The organism is Mumia sp. Pv4-285, from assembly GCF_041320275.1.
GTDB lineage: Bacteria > Actinomycetota > Actinomycetes > Propionibacteriales > Nocardioidaceae > Mumia > Mumia qirimensis.
In genome coordinates this window covers 1,894,404-1,919,174 of the sequence record NZ_CP162023.1, presented here as the reverse complement: position 1 = coordinate 1,919,174, position 24,771 = coordinate 1,894,404, and the positions used below count along the sequence as shown (strand labels likewise).

The window sequence follows — 24,771 nt, the reverse complement described above, 5'->3', positions numbered from 1 at the left end:
TCGGGATGCTGCGGCTCAGGCCACGGCGACCGGGTGCCGGACGACCGCGGAGAAGAAGTAGCCGCCGTCGTTGAAGGGCACACGGTCCGGCTGCGTGCGACCCGCGGCGTCGGTCGCACGGGCGAGGAGGACGTGCTCGCCGGTGCTCCGCGGCCGCCACGGAAGCGACCACTGCGTCCACCCGCTGCCGTGCGTGCGCCGGGTCCGGGCGCGGCTCCACGACTCGCCGCCGTCGGTGCTGACGTCGACGCGTACGACCGGTGCGGCACCGGACCACGAGCGCCCGGTGAGGACCGTACGGCGCCGCGCGCGCAGCTCGGCGCCCGGTGCGAGCTCGAAGGCGGACTTCACCGGGGTCACCGTCAGCGGCGGCGAGTCCACCGGGTAGTCGGGGCCGGTCATCCGGTACCACTTCGTGTTCCACGGCGAGGACAACGGCTCCCGGGACACCTCGAGCTCGCCGAGCCACTTGACGTTCGCGATCCCGACCCAACCCGGCAGGAGCAGGCGTACGGGGAAGCCGTGGTCGGGCGGGAGCGGTCGTCCGTTCAGCGCGTACACGAGCAGCGCGTCGTCCAACGCCTTCGCGAGCGGGAACGGACGGCGTACGCGTCCGTAGTCGACTCCCCCGGTCACGTACGGCGCATCCAGCCCGACGGCCTGCACGTCGACCGCGTCGCTGCGCAGCTCGAGCCGGCGCAGCACCAGCGACAGCGGCACGCCGGTCCAGCGCGACGTGCCGACCGCGCCCAGCTGCCAGGGGGTGCCGCTGGCGGGCGTACCCTGCTGGGTCGCGAAGAGGCTCCGCCCGTTGCCGGTGCACTCGAGCACCGTGGTGACGGTGCGGGCGGGCAACCGGAGAAGGTCTCGGTACGTCAGCACGTGCGCGCGGTCGTGGGTCCGAGGGTCGGCGAGTCCGTCGCCGTGAACCCGCAGCTCCCACGTCCGCGGGTCGATCGCCGGCGTGCTCGTGTGGTTGCGGACGAAGAGACGGTCCGCGGAGGTCAGGTAGCGGCGAGGGTCGACGGAGTCCCAGCGCATCTCCGCGTTGGTGCCGTACGGGACGAACCACTCGGGCGGCAGCGGCTTGACGATCGGGCCGGCCGAGGCAGGGGCGATGGACGGCGCCGCGGCGGGTACGGCGCCGGCGGGTGCGTGGCCCAGAGCCCGGGCGGCGACCACCGCGGCGGCCGCCCCTGCTCCGAGCCGCAGCACGTCTCGGCGGGCGAAAGGCGTCTGGCTCGGATCCGGCGACATGCCCGCGACGATAGGGACGCGTCGTGCGACCGACCAGGGTTTCGCGCGCCCCGATCACATCGCGAGAGACTCGCGGTCAGGAGAGGGAGCCCACCCAGTTGCGCAGCAGCGCGGCACCGGCGTCGCCGGACTTCTCGGGGTGGAACTGCGTCGCCGACAGCGGGCCGTTCTCGACCGCAGCCACGAAGCGGTCACCGCCGTACGAAGCCCACGTGACCCGAGCCGGCATCGCCGGGTGGGCCTCCTCGAGCTCCCAGCGGCGTACGCCGTACGAGTGGACGAAGTAGAACCGCTCGTCCGCGATCCCGTCGAACAGCACCGAACCGTCCGGCACCTCGACGGTGTTCCAGCCCATGTGCGGCACGATGTCGGCCTCGATCCGCTCGACCGTCCCCGGCCACTCGCCGCAGCCCGCAGTGGTGACCCCGTGCTCGATGCCGGTCTCGAAGAGGATCTGCATCCCGACGCAGATCCCGAGGACGGGACGCCCACCGGCGAGCCGACGTCCGATCACCTGCTCACCGCGGACAGAGCGCAGGCCGGTCATGCACGCCGCATAGGCGCCGACCCCGGGCACGACGAGCCCGTCGGCCTCCAGGGCGGTGTCGAAGTCCGACGTCAGTGTCACGTCGGCGCCGGCTCGCTCGAGCGCACGCACGGCCGAGCGGAGGTTGCCGGACCCGTAGTCGAGGACTGCGACTCCCGCCGCCACCTAGAGCGCTCCCTTGGTGCTCGGCACGCCCGTCTCCCGCGGGTCGATCGCGACCGCCTGGCGCAGGGCGCGGGCGACCGCCTTGTACTGGGCCTCCGCGATGTGGTGCGGATCGCGTCCCGACAGCAGCGTGACGTGCATGGTGAGCCCCGCGTGGTGCGCCAGGGACTCGAGCACGTGCTGGGTGAGCGAGCCGCTGTACTGGCCGCCGATGACGACCGTCACCTGCGAGTCGGGCTCGCCGGTGTGGACGAAGTACGGGCGGCCGGAGACATCGACGACCGCTTGGGCGAGGGCCTCGTCGAGCGGAACCAGCGCGTCGCCGTACCGACGGATGCCTGCCTTGTCGCCGAGCGCCGTCCGGATCGCCTCGCCGATGCAGATCGCGGTGTCCTCGACCGTGTGGTGCGCATCGATGTGCAGGTCGCCCTCGGCCCGGACGGTGAGGTCGATCAGCGAGTGCCGCGACAGCGCCGTCAGCATGTGGTCGTAGAAGCCGACTCCGGTGGAGATGTCGTGCGCTCCCGTGCCGTCGAGATCGACCTCCACGCGCACGTGCGACTCCGACGTCTTCCGCTCGACGCGCGCGCGACGCGGGCCGGTGCTCTCGATCGTCGTCATGCCTGCTCCTCCTCGTCGCGCAGGGCCGCTCCCTGCTCGCGCACCGCGAGGAACGCCTCGCGGAACGCCGTCATCTCCTCGGGCGTGCCCACGCTCACGCGCAGCCAGCCGTCGGGCCCCGTCTCCCGGATCAGGACACCGTGGTCGAGCAGGTCCTGCCACACCGCGTGGCGGTCGGCGAACGTGCCGAACAGGACGAAGTTCGCGTCGGAGTCCACCACCGCGAGTCCCTGCTCGCGCAGCCACTGCGCGGTCTCGTCGCGGGTCTCGCGCAGATCGGCGACCCGCGCCAGCATCTCGTCGGCGTGGCGCAGCGCGGCGAGCGCGACGGTCTGCGTGACGGTCGAGACGTGGTACGGGAGGCGCACGATCCGCAGCGCGTCCACGATCGCCGGGTCGGCCGCAAGGTAGCCGAGGCGCCCGCCCGCGAAGGCGAACGCCTTGCTCATCGTCCGCGTCACGATCAGCCGCGGGTAGTCCGCCAGCACCGACAGCGCGGTCGGGGTGCCGGGACGACGGAACTCCGCGTACGCCTCGTCCAGTACGACGATGCCCGGGGCGGCGTCGCAGACGGCACGGACCGCGTCGAGCGACAGCGACTCACCCGTCGGGTTGTTCGGCGACGCCAGCAGCACCACGTCGGGCTGCTCGCGAGCGATCAGCTCGAGCGCCGCGTCGGCGTCGAACGTGAAGTCGCCGGCACGCCGGCCGGTGATCCAGCGGCTGTGGGTGTTGCGGGCGTACTCGGGGTACATCGAGTACGTCGGCGTGAACGACGCCGCCGTCCGTCCGGGACCGCCGAAGGCCTGCAGGATCTGCTGCATGACCTCGTTGGAGCCGTTCGCCACCCACACCGCGTCGGGGCCGAGACCGTGGCCCAGGTAGGTGGCCAGCGCCGTCCGCAGCGCCCACGCCTCCCGGTCGGGGTAACGGTTGAGGTCGGTCGCCGCGACCCGGAGTGACTCGGCGATGTCGTCCGCGGTGGCCTTCGACGGGCCGTACGGGTTCTCGTTGACGTTCAGCTGCACCGGCACGTCGAGCTGCGGCGCGCCGTACGGCTCGTAGGGGCGCAGGTCGTCGCGGATCGGCACCCACTCAGGCAGGGTCACGAGAGGCTCCCCTCGGGCGTCTCCAGGCGCACCGAGACAGCCGTGCCGTGCGACGGGAGGTCCTCGGCCTCGGCGAGCACCACGACCTTAGGGCCCGCCTCACGCAGCGCCGCCTCGTCGTACGAGACCACCTGCATGCTCTTGCAGAACGAGCGCACCGACAGTCCCGACGAGTGGCAGGCGCATCCTGCGGTCGGGAGGACGTGGTTGGACCCCGCCGTGTAGTCGCCCAGCGAGACCGGCGCCCAGCTGCCGACGAACACGGCACCCGCGTTCTCGACCCGGGCGGCCACGGCGGGAGCGTCCGCGGTCTGGATCTCGAGGTGCTCCGCGGCGTAGGCGTTGACGACGTCCAGCCCTTGGTCGACGTCGCGGACGAGCACCGTCGACGACTGCTGGGAGGTCAGGGCGATGCCGATCCGTTCGTTGTGCTTGGCGGCGGGCACCTGACGGGCCAGCTCGGCGTCGACCGCGTCGGCGAGCGCCGGGCTGGGCGTGACGAGCACGGCGGCGGCGAGCGGGTCGTGCTCGGCCTGGCTGATCAGGTCGGCGGCGACGAAGCCTGCGTCAGCCGTGTCGTCGGCGAGGATCGCGATCTCGGTGGGACCGGCCTCGGAGTCGATGCCGGTCACGCTCTGGACGAGGCGCTTCGCCGCGACCACGTAGATGTTGCCCGGACCGGTCACGAGGTCGACCGGCTCACACGGTCCGGCGCCGTAGGCGAACATCGCGATCGCCTGAGCGCCGCCCACGGCGTACACCTCCTCGACGCCGAGCAGCGCGCACGCCGCGAGCACGGTCGGGTGGGGTGCGCCGCCGAACTCGCGCTGCGGCGGTGTCGCCAGGGCCAGCGAGCGAACCCCGGCGACCTGGGCCGGGACCGTGTTCATGACGACGCTCGACACCAGCGGCGCGAGACCTCCGGGGACGTACAGGCCGACCCGGCCGACCGGGACGATCCGCCGCTCGACACGGGCCCCGGGCGCGACCTCGGTCACGATGTCGCGCTCCAGCTCCGCCTCGCAGGTCGTACGCAGCCGCGCGATCGACTCCTCCAGCGCCTCGCGCACGTCGGGCGCGAGCGACTCGAGGGCGGCATCGATCTCCTCGGCCGGCACCGCGATGGTCTCGCGGCGCACGTGGTCGAGGCGCTCGGTCGCGTCCAGCACCGCATCCGCGCCACGGTGTCGTACGTCCTCGACGATCGGACGGACGACCGCGACGGCCGCCTCGACGTCGAACGGTGCGCGCGGGAGCAGCGCACGGTACTGGGCACGACTGGTCCCCGCGGGGGTGTCCCGCAGGTCGGTGCGACGGATCATGGGGCCAAGTCTACGGAGAGCAGCGATCCGACACGCACCCGATGGTCGGCGACCGCCGCGGGTCGAGACGACCCGCGGCTAGGCTGGCGCCGTGGCACGCGAGATTCCGTTGTTCCCGCTCGGAAGCGTCGTCCTCCCGGGACAGACGGTGTCGTTGCACGTGTTCGAGGACCGCTACCGCGAGCTCGTCTCCTACCTCCTCGGCCTGCCGGAGACCGAGCGCCGGTTCGGCATCGTCTCGATCCGCGAGGGGTACGAGGTGGGGGACAGCGGCGTCCAGTCGATCCACCGGGTCGGGGTGGAGGTCGCCCTGACCGACGTGACCGACTACGAGGACGGTCAGTACGACGTCACGGTCGACGCGATCGGCCGGATCCGGCTCGACGCAAGTGTCACCGGTGACAGCTTCATGTGGGGCCACGTCGAGGATCTCGACGAGCCGGTCGGCGACGGTGCGGCGGTCGCTGCGGACAAGGCGCACGCGGTGTTCGACGTCTACCGGACCGAGCTCAACCGCTTCCGGCTGGACGCGAGCGTCGACGACCTCCCGGGCGACCCTGTCGACCTCTCCTACCTGCTCGCCTCCAGCGCCGTCCTCACGCTCCCCGACCGCCAGGACCTCCTCGAGGCGGACGACGCAGCCGAGCGTCTGCGCCGCTACCACCACCTGATGATCGAGGAGATCGCGGCGATGCGAGCCGTTCCGAGCCTCCCCGCGGTGGACGTCGCACGCACGTCGTGGTCGCCCAACTGACATGGGCAAGAAGCAGTCCGCCGGCACGCCCGCGACCCAGGCGCTCGACAGGGCTGGGGTCGCGTGGTCCGCGCACCCGTACGACCACGACCCCCGTGCGGCCTCGTACGGCCTGGAGGCTGCAGCAGCCCTGGGCGTCGACCCGGAGCAGGTCTTCAAGACGCTGCTCGCCGACTGCGACGGCACACTGACCGTCGGCGTCGTTCCCGTCGACGCCCAGCTCGACCTGAAGGCGCTCGCGAAGGCCGTCGGCGCCAAGAAGGCGACGATGGCCGATCCCGCGCAGGCCGAGCGGGTCACCGGGTACGTCGTCGGCGGCATCTCGCCGCTGGGTCAGAAGCGCGCGCTCCCGACCGTCGTCGACGAGAGCGTGCACGCCTGGGACACCGTGTACGTCTCGGGTGGCCGCCGCGGCTTCGACGTGGGCCTGTCTCCCGCGGACCTCGTGGCGCTGGCACGCGCGACCGCCGCCGCGATCGCCCGGCGCTAGGTCACCCGTAGGCCGGGTCGGCGACCGGTGGACTCTCGCCCGATCACGCCGCGTCGCTGATAGAGTCCGCGCCGTGTCGGACGCGGCGGAGGCGGGGATCGCGATCCATCGGCCGCGCCGATGGGTCCTGAGGCATGTCGAGCGGGTCGGATGGTTCACGACCCAGCTGCGGTGGGACCTCCAGGACGGCACGTCCGCCCGCTGGGACTCGCGTACGGCCCGCCGCCGCGGTCTGCTGCACCTCCACGACGCGGAGGGGACACCGGTGGGTTCGATCGAGGCCGAGCCCGAGGTCGCGCGCCGGCTCACCCACCTGAATCTCACCGCCGCGACCTCCTTCGTCCTCGGCGGATCTCTGTTCGCCCTGGGTGCCTATCTCGCGCAGGTCGGCATCGGCACGATCCGAGCGATCGACGTCGTCTACCTCGTCGGAGGGTTCTTCTTCAGCCTCGGCGGGTACGTCTCGGTGCTGCAGGCGAACAACGCCCCCACCGAGATCGACTCGCACGGATCGCTCGGCTCCCCGGGCTGGACGTGGTGGCGGCTCCGTGGCCGTGACATCGGGTGGACGAGCGCCGCGGTGCTGTTCGTCGGCACCCTGCTGTTCGGCGTCTCGCTGATCGCTGCCTTCGCCGAGGGACTGACGCCGCGCCAGTCCGACACCTGGATCTGGCTCCCCGACATCCTCGGGTGCGTCTGCTTCCTCGTCTCCGGACACCTCGCGATGCTGGAGATCGGCCACGGCAGCGTCCGTCTGCGCCCCCGCGAGCTGGGCTGGTGGATCGTCGCCGTGAACCAGGCCGGATCGGTTCTCTTCTTCCTCGCGGGCCTCGCCGCGTTCGTCCGCCCAGCGACGTCGACCGAGATCAACGCCGGACTGGTCAACTGGGGCACCTGTGCCGGCGCGGTCGGCTTCGTCATCGGCGGTGTGCTGCAGATGTTCGAGAGGCCGGCCGCGCCGTCGAAAGGCTGAGGCGAGTGCCTGTCAGCCGGGCTCGACGAGGCCTGACGGCTTCGCCGGGTCCCAGCGCAGCAGCGCTCCGATCCCGTCGGTCAGCTCGGCCGCGTCGCCGTACACGATCGTGATGCCGGCATCCTGCTGAGCGGCCGCCGTACCGAGTGCGAGGTCTCCGCGTCGTGCGCGGGCGTCACCCGACGACAGCTGACGGATCTCGTCCCGGTGCATCGACAGCTCCAGCGGCTTGTCACCCACCCACACCTTGGTCTCCGCGAGCGAGCTCACCGGACCCGCGACGGCGTCGCTGATCAGCAGCTCCTCGACCTGCGACATGCGGAGAGCCTCGAGGACGCGGTTCAGCCCCGTGACGGCCATCCCTCCGCGGCCGTGCTCCTGCTGGAAGCGTTCGATCGCGACAGAGCGGCGCTTCACCCTGAACGCCTCGACGGCGTCGTCGACCCTGGCGTCGAAGGATCCGTTGACTCCGTTGTTGCGCGCCCCGCCGGAGACGTGCTCGGTGATCTCCTTGGCGGGCACTCCGAGCGCACCCTGGACCAGAGCCACGGCCCGCAGGTCGCCCGTGATGACCACGAGGTCCGGTCGGCGCTCGCCCACGATCCGGTCGAGCTCGCCCGCGACCGTCTCCGCGTTGCGCTCCCACGAGTCCTCGACGCGGCTCTCGATGCGCTTGTGGGACAGACCGCCGCCGCGGATCTTGTTGAGGACGTCGTGGTCGCCCTCGACGCTCTCGCGGTGGGGCTGACCGCCGACCGCGCCGGACGTGGAGTCGTACAGCGTGATGTCGCAACCTGTACGGTCGACGACGGCCAGCAGGTAGCGGACCGTGTCGTCGGCCTCCCGCGCCAGCGCGAACACGTCCGGCCCCACCGACAGGACGGCCTCGTCCTTGCGCGGCGGGAAGAGCAGCAGACGGTCCATCAGGATGCCCTGGGACCCTGCGACGATCAGACGGCCGTGCGGGCCAGAACCGCGCGTCGGCTGCAGCGCCTGTTCCTCGAGGACCGCGGCCATGTCACGTGTGATGCCCTGACGGTCGAGCGATCGTCGCAGCTCGGACCATCGGGCCCCGACGGCGCGGTCGCCGGCCTCCGTGTCGCGACTCGCGTCCATCACGACGGTCGCCAGCATCTCGTCAGCCGGAAGCTGCGCGGTCAACCACTGGAAGTGCATCCGTACCCCTCTCGACGGTGGGTTTCCGGGCTCCCTGGGACGAGCGTCGACCGCTGTACGTCCACGCGGGAGGTCCCCGGCATGCCTCCACCCTGCCCCAGCCGGACCAACCCGACAACCGCGATGCAGTCCGGCGCCCGTCAAGGGCGCTGCGGAGCCTTCAGGCGTCGGGCGCGTCGCCTGTAGCGGTGTCGTCGGCGGCGACGAGATCGTCGCCGGACTCGCGGGGCAGGACGACCCAGCAGACCAGCAGAAGACCGATCAAGGCGGCCACGGGCCAGACGAAGAGCACTCCGTAGGCGTCGATCCCGAGCTGCGCCTGCACCGTCGCTCCGGCTGCCCGGTCGCCGACAACAGGCTCCGGAGGGCCTGCGACGACTCCGACACCCCACGAGACGAAGGCGCCCAGGACAGCGCCGACCGTCGTCAGCGCGATCGCGGCGGTGCCGCCGTCGCGTCCCCAGCGCCAGGTCGCGAACGCTCCCCACAGGGCAGCGAAGGCCGCCCCGATCCACGTGTAGGTGACGAGCACCCCGAACTGGGCGGTGGAAGCCGCCTCGCCGGCACTCAGCCCTGACTGGTCGCCGACCCGGATGACCGTGTACTGGATGGGATCGGCGAGCCACGCCCAGGTGAGTCCCGCGAGCACGCCGGCGACGAGGAAGCCGACGATGACAGCGAGCCGGCCCCGGCGGGGGCCGGTGGCGTCGCCCGGTGCGGGCACGGCACGTGATGGGGGCAAGCGTTCCTCCTGCGGACCTGCCGCCCCGACGGACGGCGGCGCTCCATCCTCCCCCACCGTCTCTGGCGCGGGCTCAGCGGTCACGACGCGAGGCACCCAGGGCCCAGCAAGGCCTTGAGGTCGGCGATCAGCGACGACGACGGACTGACCCTCAGTCGCGGGTCCAGCCGCATCAGCTTGGTGCTCTGACTGCCCACGAGCCGCAGGTGCACCTCGGTGGCGCCGGGGTGGCTCGACAGGACGTCACGGAGCTGGTCGAGCGTCGGCGGGGTGCACCGCGCGGTCGGGATCGAGATCACCACAGGACCGTCGTCCCCCACCGACAGGTCGGCGGCAGTGAGCTCCATCGCCGAGATCTCGGGGGTGTCCTCCTTGCGCTTGAGGCGTCCCTTGACCACCACGACCGCATCCTCGACGAGCAGGTGCCCTGACAGCGTGTAGACCGAGGGGAACAGCATCACGTTGACCGCACCCTCGAGGTCCTCGACGGTGACGATCGCCCAGGGGTCACCCTTCTTGGTCAGCTTGCGTTGGATCGACGTCACCAGGCCGGCCACCGTGATCGGCGACCCGTCCGGCCGCTCCTCGTCGGCGATCACGTCGCCGATCGTGCAGTCGCTGGCGGCGCGGAGGACGTGCTCGAGGCCGAAGAGCGGGTGGTCGGAGACGTAGAGACCGAGCATCTCCCGCTCGTGGGCGAGCAGCGTCGTCTTGTCCCACTCGTCGAGGTCCGGGACGACGACGGCCGTGCCGGCGAAGCCCGCCTCACCGTCGTCGAGCCCGGCGAAGAGGGAGTCCTGGCCGATGGCCTCGTTGCGCTTGAGATCGACGTACTGGTCGACCGCGTCCTCGTGGACGGTGACCAGCGCACGCCGGTGGTGCTTGAGCGAGTCGAACGCCCCCGACTTGATGAGGGACTCGATCACGCGCTTGTTGCAGACGACTGGTGGGACCTTCTCCATGAAGTCGGCGAAGTCGGTGAAGGGCTCCTTCTGCGTGCGGGCCTCGACGATCGCGTCGACCACGTTGTGTCCGACGTTGCGCACGGCCGAGAGACCGAAGCGGATGTCGGGACCGACCGCCGTGAAGTTGGCCTCGGAGTCGTTGACGTCCGGCGGCAGGACCTTGATGCCCATGCGCCGGCACTCGTTGAGGTAGATCGCCGACTTGTCCTTGTCGCCCCGGACGCTGGTCAGCAGGGCTGCCATGTACTCGGCGGGATAGTGAGCCTTCAGGTAGGCGGTCCAGTAGGACACCACGCCGTACGCCGCGGAGTGCGCCTTGTTGAACGCGTAGTCGGAGAACGGCAGAAGGATGTCCCACAACGTCTTGACCGCCGCCGCGGAGAATCCCCGCTCCCGCATGCCGGCCGAGAAGTTCTCGAACTGCTTGTCCAGCTCGGACTTCTTCTTCTTGCCCATCGCGCGACGGAGCAGGTCGGCCTGTCCGAGCGTGTAGCCGGCGAGCTGCTGGGCGATCGCCATGACCTGCTCTTGATAGACGATCAGGCCGTACGTCTCGCCGAGGATGTCCTCGAGTGCGTCGGCGAGGTCGGGGTGGATCGCCTCGACCTTCTCGCGGCCGTTCTTGCGGCGGGCGTACTTGTTGTGGGAGTCGGCGCCCATCGGGCCCGGACGGTAGAGCGCGCCGACGGCCGAGATGTCCTCGAAGCTGTCGGGTCGCATGCTGCGGAGCAGAGCCCGCATCGGGCCGCCGTCGAGCTGGAAGACGCCCAGCGTGTCGCCGCGCGACAGCAGCGCGAACGTCTCGTCGTCGTACAGCTCGAGGTCCTCGAGGACGACCGTCTCGTCGCGGTTGTTCTTGATGTTGTCGAGGGCGTCGTCGAGGACCGTGAGGTTGCGGAGCCCCAGGAAGTCCATCTTGATCAGCCCGAGCGACTCGCACGTCGGGTAGTCGAACTGCGTGATGATCGCGCCGTCCTGCTCGCGCTTCATCACGGGGATGATGTCGAGCAGCGGCTCGCTCGACATGATGACGCCGGCGGCGTGGACGCCCCACTGCCGCTTCAGGCCCTCCAGCCCGACCGCCGTATCGACGACCTTCTTGGCGTCGGGGTCGGTGTCGTAGAGGGAGCGGAACTCGCCGCCCTCGTTGTAACGGGAGTGCTCGGCGTTGAAGATCTCCTTGAGCGGGACGTCCTTGCCCATCACCAGCGGCGGCATGGCCTTGGTGATCCGCTCCCCCATCGAGAACGGGTAGCCGAGGACGCGGGAGGCGTCCTTGACCGCCTGCTTGGACTTGATCGTGCCGTAGGTGACGATCTGCGAGACCCGGTCGTCGCCGTACTTGTCGGTGACGTAGCGGATGACCTCGCCACGCCGGCGCTCGTCGAAGTCGACGTCGAAGTCGGGCATCGACACTCGGTCGGGGTTGAGGAACCGCTCGAAGATCAGTCCGTGCACGATCGGGTCGAGATCGGTGATCCGCATCGCGTACGCCACCATCGAGCCGGCGCCGGAGCCACGGCCGGGGCCGACGCGGATGCCGTTCTCCTTGGCCCAGTTGATGAAGTCGGCGACGACCAGGAAGTAGCCGGCGAACCCCATCTTGAGGATCACGTCGACCTCGAAGTCGGCCCGCTTGCGGACGTCCTCGGTGATGCCGTCCGGGTAGCGCTCGGCGAGGCCGCGGTCGACCTCCTTGAGCAGCCAGGTCTCCTCGGACTCGCCGTCGGGGACCGGGAACCGAGGCATGAACGTGCCGTTGCCCTCGGTGAACTCGACCTCGCAGCGCTCGGCGATCAGCAGCGTGGTGTCGCAGGCCTCGGCGAGCCCGGCGTCCTGCTCCCAGATCTTGCGCATCTCCGCCGGCGACTTGATGTAGTAGCCGTTGCCGTCGAACTTGAAGCGCGTCGGGTCGGCCAGCGTCTTGCCGGACTGGACGCACAGCAGCGCCTCGTGGGCAGTGCTGTCGTCGGGGTGCGTGTAGTGGGAGTCGTTGGTCGCGACGAGTCGGAGGTCGAGGTCCTTGGCGAGCCGCAGGAGGTCGTCGCGGACCCGGGTCTCGATCGACAGCCCGTGGTCCATCAGCTCCACGAAGAAGTTGTCGCGGCCGAAGATGTCCATGAACTCCGCGGCCGACTGCCGCGCCTTGGCGTAGTCGCCGATCCGCAACCAGGTCTGGACCTCCCCGGAGGGGCAGCCGGTCGTCGCGATCATGCCCTGCGCGTACTCGGAGAGGAGCTCGCGGTCGGCGCGCGGCTTGTAGAAGAAGCCTTCGAGCGACGACCGTGACGACAACCGGAACAGGTTGTGCATGCCGGCCGTGCTCTCGGCCAGCAGAGTCATGTGGGTGAACGCGCCACCACCCGAGACGTCGTCGCCGCCGCCCTTGTTCCACTGGACGCGCTTGCGCTCGGTGCGGTGGGTGTCGGGGGTGAGGTAGGCCTCCATGCCGATGATCGGCTTGACGCCCGCGGCCTTCGCCTTGCGGTAGAAGTCGTACGCGCCGAACACGTTGCCGTGGTCGGTCATGGCGATGGCGTCCATCCCCAGCTCCGCCGTACGGGCGAACATCTCCGTCAGTCTCGCCGCGCCGTCGAGCATGGAGTACTCGGTGTGGACGTGGAGGTGCACGAACGAGTCGGCGCTCGACATCGGGGTGGGGTCTCCTAGGGCGCGGATGGAGGGAAGAACTCACACATTAGACGACCGCCCGGACACGTCGCGGCAGGCACGCTGACGGTCTCAGTCCGCGGCCCGAATGACGTCCAGCGCGTGCTGGAGATCATCGGGGTACGCGGACTCGAAGGTCACCCAGTCGCGCGAGCGAGGGTGCTCGAAACCGAGCCGGTGGGCGTGGAGCCACTGCCGCTCGAGGCCGATGCGCTTGGTCAGCGTGGGGTCTGAGCCGTACAGCGGGTCACCGACGCACGGGTGCTTGAGCGCGGCCATGTGCACCCGGATCTGATGGGTTCGCCCCGTCTCCAGCTTGATCTCGAGGAGGCTGGCGAACCGGTGCGCCTCGAGCGTCTCGTAGTGGGTCACGCTCGCGCGGCCGTCCGCCATCACGGCGAACTTCCAGTCGTGCTTGGGGTGACGCCCGATCGGGGCGTCCACCGTGCCCTCCAGCGGGTCAGGGTGGCCCTGCACGAGTGCGTGGTAGGTCTTGTCCACCTCACGGTTGCGGAACGCCCGCTTGAGGACGGTGTAGGCGTGCTCCGACTTCGCGACCACCATCAGACCGCTGGTGCCCACGTCGAGCCGCTGGACGATGCCCTGACGCTCGGGTGCACCCGACGTGCTGATCCGGAAGCCCGCGCCTGCGAGGTGGCCCACCACGGTCGGGCCCGTCCAGCCCACGCTCGGGTGCGCTGCGACGCCCGCAGGCTTGTCGACCACGACGATCTCGTCGTCGTCGTGCACGATGCGCAGGTCCTCGATGATCTCGGGCACGACCACGGCCGCGTCACGCTGCCGCGGGATCGTCACCTCGAGGAACGCGCCGGCCTCGACACGGTCCGACTTCGCGGCCGGACGGTGGTCGACGGTGACGTGGCCCTCGGCGACGAGGTCGGCCACGCGGCTGCGGGACAGCCCGAGCAACCTCGCCAGGGCGGCATCGACGCGCTCACCCGCCAGTCCGTCGGGCACGAAGTAGGTCCGGTGCTCCGCGTCCGCGGGGGTGGCGGTCATGCCGTGTCCGGGTCGGGGTCCGACTTCTTGTCGGCCTTCGTCCCGTCGAGTCCGACGCCGCGGACCGTCTGGACCACGATGATGACGGCGGCGACGTTGATCATGATGTCGGCGACGTTGAAGACCGGCCAGTTCGGCGGCCAGTCCGGGAACTGGAGGAAGTCGACGACGTGCCCCTGCAGCACCGACGGCTCCCGGAAGATCCGGTCGGTCAGGTTGCCGAGCGCTCCCGCCAGCAGCATGCCGAGCCCGACGGCCCACACGGGGTCACGGAGCTGGCGTGCCATCCGGATGACGACGACGCAGACCGTGACCGCGACCACGGTCAGCACGATCGTGAAGCCCGTCGCCATCCCGAACGCGGCACCGGCGTTGCGGACGAACGTCAGGTGGAGCACGTGCGGGATGACGACGACCGGATCGGCGTCCTCGAGACGCGCCACGGCCAGGATCTTGGTGATGAGGTCGGTGAGATAACCGACAACGGCCACAGCGGCGAACAGCACGATCCGTCGGGATCGTGCCGTAGGCGGGTTGGTGTCGTCGTCGGGGGTCAGCGACGTTCCTCGCGTTGCTTGCATGTCATGCACAGTGTCGCACGCGGGAACGCCATCAGCCGCATCTTCCCGATCGGCTCACCGCAGTTCTCGCAGTTGCCGTAGGTGCCCGCGTCGATCCGGGAGAGCGCCTTCTCGACCTGGAGAAGAAGGTCGCGGTGGTTGGCGACCAGCGACATCTCGGCGTCGCGCTCGAGCGAGTTGGACCCCACGTCGGCCTGGTCGTTGCCGGCACCGTCGACACCGCCGCTGAGCAGGTCGGCGAGGCCACGCTCGGCGATCCCGATCTCGTCGAGCAGCCGGGTGCGGTCGGCCGTGAGCTCTGCACGGACCTCGTCGATCTCCGCGGTGGTCCAGGCGTCCTCGTCGGGCTTGACGGCCAGCGTGTCGACCGTCGTCGTGGGATTTGTCACAGTTCTCTTCGCTCCTGTCGTCCGGGACTTCTTCGCCGCCGTCTTCTTGGCGGGCGGGCTCTTCTTCGCCGCTGTCTTCTTGACTGCGGTCTTCTTGGCCGGCGCTGCTGTCTTCTTCGCCGCGGTCTTCTTCGCGGGCGTCGCCTTCTTCGCCACGGTCTTCTTCGCGGGCGTCGCCTTCTTCGCGGCCGTCTTCTTGGCCGGCGTCGCCTTCTTGGCCGGCGAGGCCTTCTTCGCCACGGTCTTCTTCGCCGCGGTCTTCTTCGCCGCGGTCTTCTTCGCGGCCGTCTTCTTAGCCGGCGAGGCCTTCTTCGCCGCGGTCTTCTTCGCGGGCGTCGCCTTCTTCGGGGGCGTCGCCCGCTTCGCGGCCGTCTTCTTCGCCGGCGTCGCCTTCTTCGCGGCCGCCTTCTTGGCCGGCGTCGCCTTCTTGGCCGTGCTGCCGACCTTGCGGGCCGCGACCTTGATGGCCGCAGCGCCACGCGTGACAGCGCTCGCCTTGCGTGTCTTCGTCGTGCCCGCCATCTCTGAGCCCCCTCGATGTGCGCGAGATGCCACGGGACGAGGCGATCACCCTGGATCGCCCCGTTGTGGCATCGTGCCCGAACTGTAGGCGCGCTCCGAGACCTTCACAAGCCGATTTGTTGCGTGTCGCGACACAGCGAGGTTCCTGCTGGCTCGGAGCCGTCGCGTCAGCCGCGTCATGCCGCCTGCACTAGACTTCAGTGAGCCGCAGGCGTCGATGGGGACGCGCGGCGTTGCGACATCCTGTGCGTGAGCGATCCGGGGACGGTGTGAGCCCGGAGCACGGCGCGGCGCCGTATCACCCCGGAGCTGCCGGAAGAACGTCGCTCACCAGCGACCACTAGACCCGCGCGCGGCGGACAAGAGTGGGTGGACGATGCGTCCGCCAAGAAGGGTGGTACCGCGGGGCACGACGCCTCGTCCCTTCGTCAAGCCGAGCTTCGTGACTTGTCGGAGGATGACCGTGACCGCCTCGTACCACCCCGTTCCTGCCCACGTGGACCTGCCCGCGACGGAACGTGACGTGATCGCGCTCTGGGAGAGCCAGGGCACGTTCGACAAGTCCCTCGAGCAGCGCGAAGGCGCTCCACGCTGGACCTTCTACGAGGGCCCGCCGACCGCGAACGGCACCCCCGGCGTGCACCACGTCGAAGCCCGCGTCTTCAAGGACGTCTTCCCGCGCTTCCGCACGATGCAGGGCTACCTCGTCGAGCGCAAGGGCGGGTGGGACTGCCACGGGCTCCCGGTCGAGATCGCCGTCGAGAAGGAGCTCGGCTTCAACGGCAAGCCCGACATCGAGGCGTACGGCATCGCCGAGTTCAACGCGAAGTGCCGTGAGGCGGTGCTGCGCAACGTCGGTCTCTTCGAGGAGATGACCGAGCGGATGGGCTACTGGGTCGACACCGACGACCCGTACCGCACGATGGACACCTCGTACGTCGAGAGCGTGTGGTGGGCGCTCCAGCAGATCTTCGAGAAGGGTCTGCTCAGCGAGGACTACCGCGTCGCCCCGTACTGTCCGCGGTGCGGCACCGGGCTCTCCGACCACGAGGTCGCCCAGGGCTACGAGACCGTCGTCGACCCGTCGGTCTTCGTCCGGTTCCCGCTGACGTCCGGTCCGCTGGCCGGTGAGGCCTCCCTGCTCGTGTGGACGACGACGCCGTGGACGCTGGTCTCCAACGCCCTCGTCGCCGCCAAGGCGGACGTCACGTACGTCGCCGCGAGCAACGGCACGGAGACCCTGGTCGTCGCCGAGCCGCTGGTCGACAAGGCGCTCGGCGAGGGGTGGACGATCGACGCCAGGTTCGAGGGCTCCGCCCTCGCGGGCTGGACGTACGAGCGTCCTTTCGGGCTGGTGACCTGGCCCGACGAGAACGCGCACTACGTCGTCACCGAGGACTACGTCACCACCGACGACGGCTCGGGCCTCGTCCACCAGGCGCCCGCCTTCGGTGCCGACGACTTCCTGTCCGGTCGCCGCAACGGCGTGGCGATGGTCAACCCGATCGACACCACCGGCCACTTCGAGGGCGATCTCGATCTCGTGGGCGGCGCGTTCTTCAAGAAGGCCGACGCCACCCTCGTCGCCGACCTCGACGAGCGTGGGCTGCTCTTCCGCCACGTGCCGTACGAGCACGCCTACCCGCACTGCTGGCGGTGCCACACGGCGCTGATGTACTACGCCTCCCCCGCCTGGTACGTCCGGACGACGGCCGCGAAGGACGCACTCCTGCGCGAGAACGAGCAGACCGGCTGGTACCCCGAGACGATCCAGTGGGGCCGCTACGGCGACTGGCTGCGCAACAACGTCGACTGGGCGCTGTCGCGCAACCGCTTCTGGGGCACTCCCCTGCCGATCTGGCGCAACGACGCCGACCCGAGCAAGGTCGTGTGCATCGGCTCGCTGGCGGAGCTGTCCGAGCTGGTCGGCCATGACCTGTCCGGCCTCGATCCGCACCGCCCGTACATCGACGACGTCACCTTCACGCGCGACGGTGAGGACGGCACCTACCGGCGCGTCCCCGAGGTCATCGACGCCTGGTTCGACTCGGGCTCGATGCCGTTCGCGCAGTGGGGCTACCCGCACGTGGAGGGCTCAGCGGAGAAGTTCGAGCGGGCGTTCCCGGCGCAGTACATCTGCGAGGCGATCGACCAGACCCGCGGATGGTTCTACTCGCTAATGGCGGTCTCGACGCTGGTCTTCGACAAGAGCTCGTACGAGAACGTCGTCTGCCTCGGCCACATCCTCGCCGAGGACGGACGCAAGATGTCCAAGCACCTCGGCAACATCCTGCTGCCGGTGCCCCTGATGGACGAGCACGGCGCCGATGCCGTGCGCTGGTTCATGGCGTGCTCGGGCTCACCGTGGCAGGCACGGCGCGTCGGTCACCAGGCCCTCCAGGAGATCGTCCGGAAGGTGCTGCTCACGTACTGGAACACGGTGGCCTTCCACGTCCTGTACGCCCGTACCGCGGGCTGGTCGCCCGCTGACGGTGCGCCGCCGGTGGCCGAACGCCCGGTGCTGGACCGCTGGCTCGCGTCCCGGACGCAGGAGCTCGTGGCGGACGTGACGGCCTGCCTCGAGAAGTTCGACACGCAGCGCGCCGGTGCCCTGCTCGCGCAGTTCGTCGACGACCTCTCCAACTGGTACGTCCGCCGCTCGCGGCGTCGGTTCTGGAACGGCGATCCCGCTGCGCTCGCGACCCTGCACGACACGTTGGACGCAGTCACCCGCCTGATGGCCCCGCTGACCCCGTTCATCACCGAGCGGGTCTGGCAGGACGTGGTCCGACCGACTGTTCCCGACGCCGCCGAGTCCGTGCACCTGGCCTCGTGGCCCGTCGCCGACGAGACCCTGGTCGTCGAGGGTCTCGACGACCAGGTCGCGCTCGCGCGGCGGATCACCGAGCTGGGCCGAGCCGCACGTGCCGAGGCGAAGGTCCGTACGCGCCAGCCGCTGCGTCGCGCCCTCGTGCCCTCCCGCGCCTGGGAGCGGCTGGGCGACGAGCTCCGCGCCGAGGTCGCCGACGAGCTGAACGTGGGCACGCTCGAGTCTCTCGCCGGCGCGTCCGGCGACCTCGTCGAGCACTCCGCGAAGGGCAACTTCCGCAGTCTCGGCAAGCGGTTCGGCAAGCAGACCCCGAAGGTCGCTGCCGCCGTCGCGGAGGCCGACGCCGCAGCGCTGGCCGCGGCTGTCGCCGACGGCGGCTCGTACGCCGTGACCGTCGAGGGCGAGACCGTCGAGGTGGGTGCGGACGACGTCATCGTGTCCGAGCGACCGCGCGAAGGCTGGGCCGTCGTCAACGACCAGGGCGAGACGGTTGCCCTCGACCTCGACCTGGACGAGGCGCTGGTCCAGGCCGGCATCGCCCGCGAGGTCGTCCGCATGCTCCAGGAGGCCCGGAAGAACGCCGGACTGCAGGTGACCGACCGGATCCGCGTGACCTGGTCGGCCGCGGGGCAGGCCGCCGACGCCGTCCGCGCCCACGCGTCGACGATCGCCGACGAGGTGCTCGCGGTAGAGATCGGCGAGGCCCCGGCGCTGCCGGACGCCCACCAGGCCAGCGACGACGACCTGGGCGTCGCCGTCTCGCTCGTGAAGGCCTGAGGCGGCAGTGGAGATCCGTCCTGAGGCGGACCACGACACCGGTCCCGTGGCCGAGGTGGTCCTGGCCGCCTTCGGCGCCGACGAGAAGGTCGTCGTCGACCTCGTCGAGGCGCTGCGGGCGTCGTCGGCCTACCGGGGTGACCTCGCGCTCGTCGCCGTCGACCGCGGCGAGGTGGTCGGGCACGTCATGGTGACCCGCGGCTGGATCGACGCCCCGGACCGGCTCGTCGAGGTGGGGGTGCTGTCCCCGCTCTCGGTCCGACCGGACCACCAGGGTGCGGGCCTCGGCACGGCGCTCCTGGAGCGGGCGGTCACCGAGGCGCGCCGGGTGCGCTGGCCGCTGGTCGTGGTGGAGGGCTCACCGCGCTACTACGGGGCGCGCGGGTTCGAGCGTGCCGACCTGCTCGGCCTTCAGCGGCCCTCGGCGCGGATCCCCGCACCGGCCTTCCAGGTCGCCCGGCTACCCGCCTACGACGAGTCGATCTCCGGCACCGTCGTCTACCCGGACCCCTTCTGGGCACTCGACTGCGTCGGGCTGCGCGATCCTGAGCTGGTCGCTCGCATCGAGGCCGACGGCTGAGCTGCGCGCTGTCTCACCGCCGCTGGAAATGGCCGAAGGCCCCTTCTCCGACCATGGTCGGAAGGGGCCTTCGAACGAGGGGGCGACCCGGTGGATCAGGAGCGCACGTCGTCGTCGCCGAACAGCGACTTGAGGCGGCGCGGGGCGTGCTCGGGAGCCGAGGTGTGCACCGCAGCGGGAGCCGGCGACGAGGTCGGCAGCGTGGCCGCGACCGACTGCTCGCCCTCGAGGTGCGAGAGCTGCGCCTGGAAGTAGTTCTTGAGGCGGCTTCGGTACTCGCGCTCGAAGGTGCGCAGACGCTCGACCTCGCGGTTGAGGTCGTCGCGCTCCTTCTCGATCGTGCCGAAGGCCTGCTGGCGGCGCTCGGCGGTCTCGGCATCGAGCTTCTGGGCGCGCATCCGCGCCTCGCTCTCGAGGCGCTCGGCCTTGCCGCGCGCCTCGTTCTCGACACGGTCGGCCTTCGTACGGGCCTCACCGAGGATGCGGTCGGCCTCGTTCTTCGCCGCGTCGACGAGCTCGTCGGCGTTGTGCGTCGCGATCTCGAGCAGTCGCGCAGCGGCGCTCGAGGCGTCGCCCACGGACGACGTCACGGGAGCCGGGGCGGCCGGCACGGGAGGCGCCGGGGGCGCCTGCTGCTGCACGATCGGCGGGGGCGCCGGAGCGCGGAACGTGTCGAACGACGAGGTCGACGAGCCGGACGACGACGCTGCGGAAAGCTTGCTGCGCAGGTCCTCGTTCTCCAGGGTCAGACGCTCGAGCTCGGCTTCGACCTCGTCGAGGAACTGGTCGACCTCACCCATGTCGTAGCCCTCGCGAAGGCGGACCGGGGTAAATCGCTTGTTCCGCACGTCCTCTGGCGTCAACGGCATGCTCTCACCTCGGGGTCATGTTTCTCGGACATTCCTGACAACGGTACTCGGTCGGAGAAACCCCGCACGAGGCACCCCGCCACTGCTCACCCTAGTGGGCGTCACGAGCAGGCTGAAGAGTTACAACGATCTGAAAAAGATCTGCTGGTTCACGATCTGAAGGAGGTAGAGACCGATCAGCAGAACCATCGGAGACAGGTCGAGCGCCATCCCCCCGAAGCGCACCGGCGGGATGACCCGGCGCACCGCCCGGAGCGGCGGGTCGGTCACCGAGTAGATGGCCTCGCAGATCACGAGGATGAACCCCTTCGGCTGCCACGAGCGCGACAGCACCTGGACCCAGTCGATGACGAACCGCGCGATCAGAAGCAGGATGCACACCCACAGGACGAAACTGATGATTTCACCGGCGAGGACCATGAACGTCAGTGTGTCCTAGTCAGCTCTGGTTGAAGAACCCGCCCTGGGCAAGACGCTGACGGTCCTCCGCAGTGACGGTGACGTTCGGAGGCGACAGCAGGAACACCTTGTTGGTGATCCTCTCGATCGACCCGTACACGGCGAAGATGAGCCCGGCGGCGAAGTCGACGAGACGCTTCGCGTCGTTGTCGTCCATCTCGGTGAGGTTCATGATGACCGGCGTGCCCTCGCGGAAGTGCTCGCCGATCGTGCGGGCCTCGTTGTAGGTCCGTGGATGGAGCGTCGTGATCCGGGTGAGCTCGGTCGCCGGCACCGCGGCGACGGTCGGCGTCGTCGACGGACGACGTCGGTCGTCGATGCGCGCGACGGGGCGCGGCTCGGCCTCACGCACGGCGGGTCTTGCGGGGCGACGGGCAGCCTCCGGCTCGGACTCGTAGTCGTCGTAGTCGTCGAACTCACCCGACTGCTCGACGAGGCCGAGGTACTCACCCATCTTGCGCATCGCGCCAGCCATCGCCTGACCTCCCTGAACCACGGTGCATCTTCGAACGGTGGACGGCGGGCTCGCCGTCGCACTCAACCTACCCGAGCGGAGGGCGCTCTCCGAGCACCGAACGCCCAATCCGTACGTGTGTCGCGCCGTGCTTGACGGCTGCTTCCAGGTCGCCGCTCATCCCAGCCGAGATCGCCGTGGCGCCGGGGTGGGCGGCGGCGACGCTGGCCGCGATCTCGGCGAGCCGGGCGAAGGCGTCGTCGGGGTCCACCGCCAGTGGCGCGACGGCCATGACTCCCCTCAGCGTCAGCGCGCCCGTGGCAGCGATGCGGTCGGCGAGCGCGAGCACGTCGGCCGGCGACGCGCCGGCCCTCCCGCCGGGATCGTCGTCGTGCCCCTCGAGGTTGACCTGGACGAGCACCTCGAGCCGGCGCCCCGCCGCTTGCGCACCGCGGTCGAGGGCGTCGACCAGGCGCGGCCGGTCGACCGAGTGGACGACGTCCGCGTAGCGAGCGACGGCCGCCGCCTTGTTGGTCTGGAGCCCGCCGACGAAGTGCCACGTGAGAACGGCCGCAGGGGCACCGGCCTCTTCGCGCTTGCGCGCCGCCTCGGGGTGCCGGTTCTCGCCGACGTCGGTGACTCCGAGCTCGGCCAGCGCCACGACGTCCGACGCCGGGTACGTCTTGGTGACGACGACGAGGCGGACGTCCTCCGGAGCGCGGTCGGCGGCGCCGGCGGCGTCCGCGATGCGGCGGCGGACCTCGGCGAGGTTGTGCGCGAGCTCGTCGTGTCGCGCGCTGGTGGTCTCCACGGGCTCAGCCTCGCACGTGCACGAGGGCCCCGAGACGACCGGACCGCTCCCCTTGACGCCGATAGGAGAAGTAGTCGTCCTCGCCCTCGATCGTGCAGACGTGCAGGTCGTCCGCGAGATCGTGGACCAGCACGCCCGAGGCCTCGAGCTGGCTGGCGACGCCGGCCGCGAGGTCGAGCGCTGGCGTGTCCCAGGAGGTGGTCGACCAGGTGGGCGGCACCTCCTGCGCCACCGCGGCGCGCATGTCCTCGGGCACCTCGTAGCAGCGTTCGCACGCCCGGGGCCCGATCCAGCCTCGGACGTCGCCGGCACCGAGGGACCGCATCGCGTCGACGGCGGCCGTGGCGACGTCGGCGACGACGCCCAGGCGGCCCGCGTGGACGACGCCGACGACGCCGGCCCGGTCGTCGGCGAGCACGATCGGGACGCAGTCGGCGACCCGGACGACCAGGACCGCTCCTGGCTCCGCCGTCACCATCGCGTCCGCCTCGGGCGGCGGGACCGCAGGAGCGGCGTCGCCGTTCACCACGTGGACGTCGCGACCGTGGACCTGGCGGGCGAGATGCGTACGCCGGGGGTCACCGCCGAGCGCCTGCACGGCGAGGTGCAGGTTGCGCTCGACGGTGTCCGGGTCGTCGCCGTTGCCGGCGGCGAGGTTGAGCGCGGACCACGGTCCGGTGCTCTCCCCGCCGTGGCGGTCGGTGAAGGCGAGGTCGACGCGTGCCAGCGACTCGTGGAACGCGAACACCTACTTGAGGAAGTCCGGGATGTCGAGGTCGTCCTCGAAGGGGTCGGGCTGACGCTTCGGGACCGACGGGCGGCCGCCGTTCCCGCTGCCGTTGCCGCTCCCGTTCGTCGGACCGGAGCCGTTCGAGGTCGCACCGGCGCCGCCGTCGCGGCCGGCGTCGGAGGCGCTCGTACGGGCGCCGACCGGGACGCGTCCCTCGGACTCCGTCCCGCGTGCGGCCGGGGTCTCCGGCGCGTCCTTGGTGACCGGGCGAGCCGGGACGGTGTCACGCCGCAGCGCCGGACGCGACGAGTCGCGGCGCTTGGGCGTCCCTCCGTCGAAGCCGGCCGCGATCACCGTCACCCGTACCTCGTCGCCGAGGGCGTCGTCGATCACGGCGCCGAAGATGATGTTGGCCTCGGCGTGCGCCGCCTCGCTGACCAGCGCTGCGGCCTCGTTGATCTCGAACAGTCCGAGGTCGGAGCCGCCCGCGATGGACAGCAGCACGCCGTGCGCTCCGTCGATCGAGGCCTCGAGCAGCGGGCTCGAGACCGCCATCTCGGCGGCCGCGACCGCTCGGTCGTCGCCACGTGCCGAACCGATGCCCATGAGCGCGGAGCCGGCGTCGGACATGACCGACTTCACGTCGGCGAAGTCGAGGTTGATCAGACCCGGCGTGGTGATCAGGTCGGTGATGCCCGAGACGCCCTGGAGGAGCACCTGGTCGGCCTGCTTGAAGGCGTCGATCATCGTGACGTTGCGGTCGCTGATCGACAGCAGCCGGTCGTTGGGGATGACGATCAGCGTGTCGACCTCCTCCCGCAGTCCTTCGATGCCGTCGTCGGCCTGGTTCGCGCGGCGGCGTCCCTCGAAGGAGAAGGGGCGCGTCACGACGCCGATCGTCAACGCACCCAGCGAGCGGGCGATGCGTGCGACGACAGGCGCACCGCCGGTGCCCGTGCCGCCGCCCTCACCTGCCGTGACGAACACCATGTCGGCGCCCTTGAGCACCTCTTCGATGTCGTCGGCGTGGTCGTCGGCCGCCTGACGCCCGGTGTCGGGGTTGGCGCCGGCCCCGAGGCCGCGGGTGAGCTCCCGGCCGATGTCGAGCTTGACGTCGGCGTCGCTCATCAGCAGCGCCTGCGCATCGGTGTTGATCGCGATGAACTCGACTCCCTTGAGGCCGGCCTCGATCATCCGGTTGACGGCGTTGACGCCGCCTCCTCCGATGCCGACCACCTTGATCACGGCCAGGTAGTTCTGAGCTGCCACGGTGGTGCCCCTCACGTGCTTGGTGTGTTCTCCGGGTTGTCCCCCGGCGCCGAAGTCGGGCTGCCGGCGCCTCAGGGTCCAGGCGGTGGCCCGAACCCTAACCCTCAAGTTCAGGGTTATAGTTATGTCAACCTCGTGCTTGGAGACGAACTTACGTGGTGCACCTCGGCGCACGGCGCCGACACGCCGCCGAGCCATCGACGCTGTGGGCTCGGTCAGCCGGCGACAGGCGGCCGCGTCGCCGGAGTGGTCCGGAGCACCCACCCCAGCACGAGGTTCCCGGCTCCGAGGACGACGGAGACCGCCACCACCCCGGGCATCCGCTCGTCGGCGACCAGGTCGAGGAACGACGTGACCGTGACCCACGCGAGCGGCAGCGCCGGCAACCACGCGAGGCCGAGGACGGTGAATCCCGCGGCTCTCCCCCGCCACAGCATGAGGGTGGCGACGCAGGCGAGGACGAGGACCGCCATCCCTCCGACGAGCGACCAGAACACCATCCCGACGCCGGTCAGCGGCTCGGTCGAGGTGACGAGCGCCTCGCTGACCTCCAGGAACGACCAGGTCACCACGGCGAGCGAGCCGAGCACCAGCACGAGGCACTGAGCGATGCCGACCGCTGCAGCACCGCCGGTGGTCCGAGCCCGGGCCTTCGTGCTCATGGACGGGACGCTACTGCCGGACCCGCC

Annotated in this window: 23 protein-coding genes; 5 read left to right on the top strand and 18 right to left on the bottom strand. The window is 70.5% G+C overall.

The window, feature by feature from the left end:
• Positions 1 to 15: 15 nt before the first annotated feature.
• The 5 genes from AB3M34_RS09290 to hisD all read right to left on the bottom strand — a co-directional run bounded on the left by AB3M34_RS09290 (position 16) and on the right by hisD (position 5,021).
• Complete coding sequence (locus AB3M34_RS09290) at positions 16 to 1,257, bottom strand: sulfite oxidase (protein WP_370619269.1); 1,242 nt, start codon at positions 1,255 to 1,257, stop codon at positions 16 to 18.
• A gap of 76 nt (positions 1,258 to 1,333) precedes the next feature.
• Positions 1,334 to 1,969, bottom strand: a complete 636-nt coding sequence (gene hisH, locus AB3M34_RS09285; RefSeq protein ID WP_370619267.1) for an imidazole glycerol phosphate synthase subunit HisH — start codon at positions 1,967 to 1,969, stop codon at positions 1,334 to 1,336.
• Positions 1,970 to 2,590 carry an imidazoleglycerol-phosphate dehydratase HisB gene (gene hisB / locus AB3M34_RS09280; RefSeq protein ID WP_370619266.1) on the bottom strand — a complete coding sequence of 207 codons (621 nt, stop codon included), beginning with the start codon at positions 2,588 to 2,590 and terminating at the stop codon, positions 1,970 to 1,972.
• A complete protein-coding gene (locus AB3M34_RS09275) occupies positions 2,587 to 3,699 on the bottom strand; it encodes a histidinol-phosphate transaminase (RefSeq protein ID WP_370619264.1) in 1,113 nt (370 codons plus the stop codon). The genes hisB and AB3M34_RS09275 overlap by 4 nt, the downstream gene beginning before the upstream one ends.
• Entirely contained in the window at positions 3,696 to 5,021 is a 1,326-nt protein-coding gene (gene hisD / locus AB3M34_RS09270) for a histidinol dehydrogenase (protein WP_370619262.1), read from the bottom strand. The genes AB3M34_RS09275 and hisD overlap by 4 nt, the downstream gene beginning before the upstream one ends.
• A gap of 91 nt (positions 5,022 to 5,112) precedes the next feature.
• Here hisD and AB3M34_RS09265 point away from each other — a divergent pair, with 91 nt between their 5' ends.
• The 3 genes from AB3M34_RS09265 (at position 5,113) to AB3M34_RS09255 (ending at position 7,238) form a co-directional block, all read left to right on the top strand.
• Positions 5,113 to 5,775, top strand: a complete 663-nt coding sequence (locus AB3M34_RS09265) for an LON peptidase substrate-binding domain-containing protein (RefSeq protein WP_370619261.1) — start codon at positions 5,113 to 5,115, stop codon at positions 5,773 to 5,775.
• Between the two features lies 1 nt (position 5,776).
• Positions 5,777 to 6,265, top strand: a complete 489-nt coding sequence (gene ybaK, locus AB3M34_RS09260) for a Cys-tRNA(Pro) deacylase (protein ID WP_370619259.1) — start codon at positions 5,777 to 5,779, stop codon at positions 6,263 to 6,265.
• A gap of 73 nt (positions 6,266 to 6,338) precedes the next feature.
• Positions 6,339 to 7,238: a hypothetical protein gene (locus AB3M34_RS09255; protein ID WP_370619257.1), complete on the top strand. Its 900-nt coding sequence runs from the start codon at positions 6,339 to 6,341 to the stop codon at positions 7,236 to 7,238.
• Positions 7,239 to 7,250: 12 nt separating this feature from the next.
• On the opposite strand, the gene AB3M34_RS09250 is transcribed toward AB3M34_RS09255, so the two are convergent.
• From AB3M34_RS09250 to AB3M34_RS09225, 6 genes are all read right to left on the bottom strand, one after another.
• Positions 7,251 to 8,414: a Vms1/Ankzf1 family peptidyl-tRNA hydrolase gene (locus AB3M34_RS09250; RefSeq protein WP_370619255.1), complete on the bottom strand. Its 1,164-nt coding sequence runs from the start codon at positions 8,412 to 8,414 to the stop codon at positions 7,251 to 7,253.
• 160 nt (positions 8,415 to 8,574) lie between these two features.
• Complete coding sequence (locus tag AB3M34_RS09245; RefSeq protein WP_370619253.1) at positions 8,575 to 9,156, bottom strand: hypothetical protein; 582 nt, start codon at positions 9,154 to 9,156, stop codon at positions 8,575 to 8,577.
• Positions 9,157 to 9,236: 80 nt separating this feature from the next.
• Positions 9,237 to 12,773 (bottom strand): DNA polymerase III subunit alpha, encoded by a 3,537-nt coding sequence (gene dnaE / locus AB3M34_RS09240; RefSeq protein ID WP_370619252.1) that lies wholly within the window; start codon positions 12,771 to 12,773, stop codon positions 9,237 to 9,239.
• Positions 12,774 to 12,863: 90 nt separating this feature from the next.
• Positions 12,864 to 13,811, bottom strand: coding sequence for an RluA family pseudouridine synthase (locus AB3M34_RS09235; RefSeq protein WP_370619250.1), 948 nt, complete (start codon positions 13,809 to 13,811; stop codon positions 12,864 to 12,866).
• The gene (gene lspA, locus AB3M34_RS09230; RefSeq protein WP_370619248.1) at positions 13,808 to 14,392 is read right to left on the bottom strand and encodes a signal peptidase II; all 585 of its coding nucleotides are present in this window, start codon (positions 14,390 to 14,392) and stop codon (positions 13,808 to 13,810) included. The genes AB3M34_RS09235 and lspA overlap by 4 nt, the downstream gene beginning before the upstream one ends.
• On the bottom strand, positions 14,365 to 15,303 hold the full coding sequence (locus AB3M34_RS09225) for a TraR/DksA family transcriptional regulator (RefSeq protein WP_370619246.1): 939 nt from the start codon (positions 15,301 to 15,303) through the stop codon (positions 14,365 to 14,367). Before AB3M34_RS09225 ends, lspA begins: the two co-directional genes overlap by 28 nt.
• A gap of 457 nt (positions 15,304 to 15,760) precedes the next feature.
• On the opposite strand from AB3M34_RS09225, the gene ileS reads away from it, so the two are divergent.
• Entirely contained in the window at positions 15,761 to 18,910 is a 3,150-nt protein-coding gene (gene ileS / locus AB3M34_RS09220) for an isoleucine--tRNA ligase (protein ID WP_370619244.1), read from the top strand.
• Positions 18,911 to 18,917: 7 nt separating this feature from the next.
• Entirely contained in the window at positions 18,918 to 19,490 is a 573-nt protein-coding gene (locus AB3M34_RS09215; protein ID WP_370619242.1) for a GNAT family N-acetyltransferase, read from the top strand.
• A gap of 95 nt (positions 19,491 to 19,585) precedes the next feature.
• Here the strand turns inward: AB3M34_RS09215 and AB3M34_RS09210 are convergent, their stop codons facing one another.
• The 7 genes from AB3M34_RS09210 to AB3M34_RS09180 form a co-directional block, all read right to left on the bottom strand.
• Positions 19,586 to 20,359 (bottom strand): DivIVA domain-containing protein, encoded by a 774-nt coding sequence (locus tag AB3M34_RS09210; RefSeq protein WP_370619240.1) that lies wholly within the window; start codon positions 20,357 to 20,359, stop codon positions 19,586 to 19,588.
• 120 nt (positions 20,360 to 20,479) lie between these two features.
• Positions 20,480 to 20,779 (bottom strand): YggT family protein, encoded by a 300-nt coding sequence (locus tag AB3M34_RS09205; RefSeq protein ID WP_370619239.1) that lies wholly within the window; start codon positions 20,777 to 20,779, stop codon positions 20,480 to 20,482.
• Between the two features lie 19 nt (positions 20,780 to 20,798).
• Positions 20,799 to 21,293 carry a cell division protein SepF gene (locus AB3M34_RS09200; RefSeq protein WP_370619237.1) on the bottom strand — a complete coding sequence of 165 codons (495 nt, stop codon included), beginning with the start codon at positions 21,291 to 21,293 and terminating at the stop codon, positions 20,799 to 20,801.
• A gap of 67 nt (positions 21,294 to 21,360) precedes the next feature.
• Positions 21,361 to 22,083, bottom strand: coding sequence for a YggS family pyridoxal phosphate-dependent enzyme (locus AB3M34_RS09195; protein WP_370619235.1), 723 nt, complete (start codon positions 22,081 to 22,083; stop codon positions 21,361 to 21,363).
• Between the two features lie 4 nt (positions 22,084 to 22,087).
• Positions 22,088 to 22,831, bottom strand: coding sequence for a polyphenol oxidase family protein (locus AB3M34_RS09190; RefSeq protein ID WP_370619234.1), 744 nt, complete (start codon positions 22,829 to 22,831; stop codon positions 22,088 to 22,090).
• Positions 22,832 to 24,097, bottom strand: a complete 1,266-nt coding sequence (gene ftsZ, locus AB3M34_RS09185; protein ID WP_370619232.1) for a cell division protein FtsZ — start codon at positions 24,095 to 24,097, stop codon at positions 22,832 to 22,834.
• Between the two features lie 200 nt (positions 24,098 to 24,297).
• A complete protein-coding gene (locus tag AB3M34_RS09180) occupies positions 24,298 to 24,744 on the bottom strand; it encodes a hypothetical protein (RefSeq protein WP_370619230.1) in 447 nt (148 codons plus the stop codon).
• Positions 24,745 to 24,771: the final 27 nt, after the last annotated feature.